This window comes from Neoroseomonas rubea (assembly GCF_016106015.1).
Taxonomy (GTDB): Bacteria; Pseudomonadota; Alphaproteobacteria; order Acetobacterales; family Acetobacteraceae; genus Neoroseomonas; species Neoroseomonas rubea.
The window spans coordinates 1-4,544 of record NZ_JACADQ010000338.1; the positions used below are offsets into that span (position 1 = coordinate 1).

The 4,544-nt window shown below is 69.8% G+C and carries 8 protein-coding genes and 1 pseudogene; 5 read left to right on the top strand and 4 right to left on the bottom strand.

What is annotated here, in order from left to right; genetic code table 11:
* The 3 genes from HW577_RS21185 to fdxA all read left to right on the top strand — a co-directional run.
* A partial coding sequence (locus tag HW577_RS21185; RefSeq protein ID WP_198378107.1) for a hypothetical protein occupies nt 1–272 on the top strand: 272 nt, incomplete at its 5' end.
* A 1-nt stretch (nt 273) separates the two neighbouring features.
* Entirely contained in the window at nt 274–576 is a 303-nt protein-coding gene (locus tag HW577_RS21190; protein ID WP_198378108.1) for an RNA-binding S4 domain-containing protein, read from the top strand.
* A gap of 138 nt (nt 577–714) precedes the next feature.
* On the top strand, nt 715–1,041 hold the full coding sequence (fdxA, locus tag HW577_RS21195; protein WP_198378109.1) for a ferredoxin FdxA: 327 nt from the start codon (nt 715–717) through the stop codon (nt 1,039–1,041).
* 217 nt (nt 1,042–1,258) lie between these two features.
* On the opposite strand, the gene HW577_RS26675 is transcribed toward fdxA, so the two are convergent.
* Entirely contained in the window at nt 1,259–1,693 is a 435-nt protein-coding gene (locus HW577_RS26675; protein WP_232475119.1) for a hypothetical protein, read from the bottom strand.
* On the opposite strand from HW577_RS26675, the gene HW577_RS21200 reads away from it, so the two are divergent.
* The gene (locus HW577_RS21200; protein ID WP_232475120.1) at nt 1,692–2,372 is read left to right on the top strand and encodes a CarD family transcriptional regulator; all 681 of its coding nucleotides are present in this window, start codon (nt 1,692–1,694) and stop codon (nt 2,370–2,372) included. The genes HW577_RS26675 and HW577_RS21200 overlap by 2 nt on opposite strands.
* A gap of 144 nt (nt 2,373–2,516) precedes the next feature.
* Here the strand turns inward: HW577_RS21200 and HW577_RS21205 are convergent, their stop codons facing one another.
* Entirely contained in the window at nt 2,517–2,840 is a 324-nt protein-coding gene (locus HW577_RS21205) for a hypothetical protein (RefSeq protein WP_198378110.1), read from the bottom strand.
* A gap of 115 nt (nt 2,841–2,955) precedes the next feature.
* Here HW577_RS21205 and HW577_RS21210 point away from each other — a divergent pair, with 115 nt between their 5' ends.
* Entirely contained in the window at nt 2,956–3,234 is a 279-nt protein-coding gene (locus HW577_RS21210; protein WP_198378111.1) for an eCIS core domain-containing protein, read from the top strand.
* Between the two features lie 66 nt (nt 3,235–3,300).
* On the opposite strand, the gene HW577_RS21215 is transcribed toward HW577_RS21210, so the two are convergent.
* Together HW577_RS21215 and HW577_RS21220 are read right to left on the bottom strand one after the other, a co-directional pair.
* Complete coding sequence (locus HW577_RS21215) at nt 3,301–4,092, bottom strand: Bax inhibitor-1/YccA family protein (RefSeq protein WP_198378112.1); 792 nt, start codon at nt 4,090–4,092, stop codon at nt 3,301–3,303.
* A 154-nt stretch (nt 4,093–4,246) separates the two neighbouring features.
* A pseudogene (locus tag HW577_RS21220) lies at nt 4,247–4,544 on the bottom strand (hypothetical protein); the annotation flags it as partial.

The following is a 4,544-nucleotide window of genomic DNA, read 5'->3' on the forward strand; positions in this document are numbered from 1 at the left end:
CCGCTGCCCCGCCCGCCGAGGGCCAAGCCTCGCCCGCCGAGGCTGCCGCCGAGGCGCCGCGCCCGCCACGTCAGGACCACCGTCCGCCACGCCAGGACAGTCGCCCGCCGCGCGAAGGTCGCCCCGGCGGCGGCAAGCCGTACCAGGGCGGGGACAACCGCGACCGCGACCGCGGCCCGCGCCGCCCGCGGGAGGAACGTGCCTCGCTACCGCCCATGCCGCGCGCGGACAGCCCCTTCGCCGTGCTCGCGAACCTCCTGAAGAAGGACTGACGTGGCGGAAGCGGGGCAGGAGGCGCAACGCCTCGATGCCTGGCTCTGGTGCGCGCGCCTGCGCAAGACGCGCGCCGATTGCGCGCGGATGATCGAGGCGGGTGCGGTGCGGATCAACCGCCAGCCCACAGAGAAGCCCCATGCCCGGGTCCGGCCGGGCGACGTGCTGACCATCGCCCTCGGCAGCGGGGAGGCGGGGCGCATCGCCGTCTGGCGGGTGCTGGCCCTGGCGGCGCGGCGTGGCCCGCCGTCCGAGGCGCGTGCGCTCTATGAACTGCTCGACGGAACCGTGCCGCGGGCGTGACCGCACGGGCCTTGGTGGCGCCCCATGCGTCGCCGGCGGGCACAGGGACGGACCCATGCGCAGGGCGCGTCTTGCCGCGAGGCGGCGCCCCAGCCATCTTCCCGATGCCGTAACCGCATGCCCGGGGGCCCGCCACCCGTGACCTACGTCGTCACCGAGAACTGCATCAAGTGCAAGTACATGGATTGCGTGGAGGTCTGTCCGGTGGACTGCTTCTACGTCGGCGAGAACATGCTGGTGATCCACCCGGACGAATGCATCGACTGCGGCGTCTGCGAGCCCGAATGCCCGGCCGAGGCGATCGTGCCCGACAGCGACGACAAGGCGACCGCCTGGGTCGAGCTGAACCGGACCTATGCCGCGCAGTGGCCGAACATCACCCGCAAGGGCGAGGCGCCGGCCGATGCGGACGACTGGAAGGACAAGCCAGGCAAGAAGGACCTGTTCAGTCCGAATCCTGGCTGACGGCCTGCCCGGGGGTGACGCAGGCCCTCGTTTTGTGCTATTGTTTCAACAAGATGGATAGGTGAGGCGCGCCGTACGGCTGTGCGCGTCACCATCATGGTATGGCCCGTGCGGCGGTTCCGTCGCGCAGGAGCAGGAGCAATTCTCGCATGAAGGCATCGGCCCGCGCCAAGGCGCCGTCCAAGTCCCGCGCCGCCGCGAAGACGAAGCCGAAGGCTCAGCCCAAGGCGAAGGCCCCGGCCAAGCCCAAGGCTGTCGCGAAGTCGGCGAAGGTGTCGAGCAAGACAGCCCCCAAGCCCAAGACCAAGGCCAAGACCGCGGCCGCCACGAAGCCGGCGCCCAAGGCGACGGCCAAGCCGGCCCAGAAGGCCACCCCAGCTGCGCCGAAAGCCGCGGCGATGGCGAAGGCCGTGTCGTCCAAGGCCGCCTCCGCGAAGGCGACACCGGCGAAGGCCGCGCCTGCGAAGGCCGCACCCGTGAAGGCCGCGCCTGCGAAGACGGCATCGGCGAAGGCCGCGGCGCCTGCGCCCAAGGCCGCGCCGTCCGTCGCAGCGCCTGCGCCCGCACCGGTCGCAGCACCCATGCCCGTCACCACGCCGCCGAAGCCGGCTGTCTCGTCCCCGCCGCAATCCGCGCCGAGGCCGCAGACCATGATCGTCGCCCCGCCGCCCCCCAACCGCTCCTCCTCTCCCCCGCCGCCGCGGCCGGGGTCGATCCCTTCGCGCCCTGGCCATCGCCCGGTCGCCGCGCCGGCATCCGTCGCGACCGTCGCCAAGGCGGCGCCCCGGCCGAAGGAGGACTTCAAGGCCGGCGACCACGTCGTCTACCCGACCCATGGCGTCGGCACGGTGCAGGGGATCGAGACGATCGAGGCGGCAGGCTATGCCCTGTCCGTCATCGTCGTGACCTTCGAGGAAAACCGGATGACGCTGCGCGTCCCGGTCGGCAAGGCCTCCTCCTCGGGGCTGCGCAAGCTCGCGGCCGGCGAGTCGATGCAGCAGGCGCTCGACACGCTCAAGGGGCGCGCGCGCATCAAGCGCACCATGTGGTCCCGGCGCGCCCAGGAATACGAGGCGAAGATCAACTCCGGCGATCCGATCCAGATCGCCGAGGTGGTGCGCGACCTGCACCGCAACGCCGGTCAGCCGGACCAGTCCTTCTCGGAACGCCAGATCTACGAACAGGCGCTCGACCGCCTGGCGGCGGAGGTCGCGGCGATCGACCGGACTGACAAGCCGGCCGCGATCGAGAAGCTGCTCGTCTATCTCGGCAAGAGCGACAAGGGCGAGAAGGCGGACAAGTCCGAGAAGCCCGAGCCGGTCGAGGGCTGATGGACCGCGGCTCCGGCCGGAGGGCAATCCCTCGGCCGGGCCGTGTCATGGCGTCCGTTCAGAGACTTTGACGCTTGTGCGGAGAGCAGGATGCGCGGGGCTGGTGGCTGGCCGCGCGCGGGCCGAGCCTTCATCCGGTCGGACTCAGTGCGGACGCTTCTTGTAGGCGGTGAAGCTGAAGACCTTCTTTCCTGCGTCGTTCTTGGCGATGTTCAGGTCATAGAGCGACTTGTTGGTCTGGGTATGGATTGCCCAGCCGTTGCTCTCGCGCTTGATGCAGTTCCCCTTGGCGGCGAGGCCGGCCTGTACCGAGATGGGGGTGTTCGACAGCAGGCTCAGGATCACGTCGTGGTCGCCCACCGCGGCGTCCCAGGCGGCGTCGTCGATGGTGATGGTGATGTTGAAGTCGTTCTTGCCATTGGTCGCGGCGTAGATCGTCGCGGTCGGGCAAGGATTTGGCTTCGGCATGGCGGGGGGGGGTCCGTCGCTGCGGCGGGGTCGTCATTATTCTCGATGCGCAGCGTGCTTGTCGATGCAATCCTGCATGCCATAGGCTCCGCACACCCTTCGCAGGAGCAAGCGCATGGCCCCCCGGAACATCATCAACCCGCCCGGCGACCCGGCCCATGTCGGGCAGGTCGAGGACAGGCTGTTCGGCGTCGACCTCTCCGCCGTGCGCGCCCAGCCGGGCAACGGCGCCGGGGCGGCCAACGCGCAGATGGGCGCACAGGCCTACGCCCAGGGCAGCACGCCGCTGTTCTTTGGCCCCGGCGGCTACGACCAGGGCATGACGGCGGAGATGCGCGGCCTCATGGGCCATGAGCTGACCCATGTCGTGCAGCAGGGCGGCGGCAACCGCTGAACCGCGGGCACGAAAAAGGCCCCGGGGATCGCTCCCCGGGGCCCGTTCGGAAAGAACCCTTCCGGACTACTCGCTCTGCCGCTGGCCGAGCAGCGAAAGCAGCATCTGGAAGAGGTTGATGAAGTTCAGGTACAGCGTCAGCGCGTCGAAGACGCTGCGCTTGCCGGCCACTTCGGTGCCTTCCGCATAGGCGTACTCGATGTAGTCCGCCTTGATGCGCTGCGTGTCGAAGGCCGTCAGGCCCAGGAACACCACCACGCCGATCACGCTGATGGCGAAGGCCATCGCCGACGAGCCGATGAAGATGTTCACGATGCTGGCGAGCATGATGCCGATCAGGCCCATCAGCAGCAGCGAACCCCAACGCGTCAGGTCGGCCTTCGTCGTGTAGCCGTACAGGCTCATCGCGGCATACATGCCGGCGGTGATGAAGAAGGTCGTCGCGATGGACTGGCCGGTGTAGCGATAGGCGAGGCTGCTCATGCTCGCGCCCATCGCCGCCGCGAAGGCCCAGAACAGCGCCTGCGCCGTGGTCTTCGACATCCGGTTGGCGCCGAAGGTGAAGACCAGGATGAACGCGAGCGGCGAAAGCGCGGCGACCCACCACAGGATGGTCGGCGCCATCACAAGGCGGCCGGACGCGGTGCGCACCGCCTCGTAGAACAGGCCGTTGATGGACGGGACGCTGACGATCATCAGCGCCACGATGCCCGTCAGCAGCAGCCCCGAAGCCATCCAGTTGTAGACGCGGAGCATGTAGGACCGCAGCCCGGCATCGACGGCGGCCGCGTCGGCGGTCGCGACGCGACCCCAGCCAGGCGCACCCGTCGTGAATCGAGTGTCGGGACCAAAGGCCATGACGTTGAAAACTCCTCCGTTGGGGGATGATTCCCCGTGAGGCCACGAATATGGAGATTTTTTCATTCGGATCAACGGGGGATCGCGCCGGACCCGAATCATGACGTCCAGGCGGTGGTCCCGGGGGCGCGCGGCCCCCGGGACCCGGACCGGATCAGCGTTCCGCCGGCTCGACCGACAGGGCGGTCGCTTCCGCGATGGCGACATCCACCTGGCTGCCCGGGCGGAGCGTGCGGATGAAGGCCTGCATCTCCGGGCTGCGCACCGCGACCGTCCGGCGGACCCGGTTCGGGCCGGTGAAGGTCACGGTATTGGCCGCGGTGTCGACCGCGTTGATCGTCACGCGGGCGCGGGTGGTGCGGACCACTGCCGCGCCGGGCTGGGCGCCGGCCTCGGCGCGGGCGGCGCCGACCGCGGTCTCGGCGGGCATCTGCGTGCCGCGCGGCGCCATC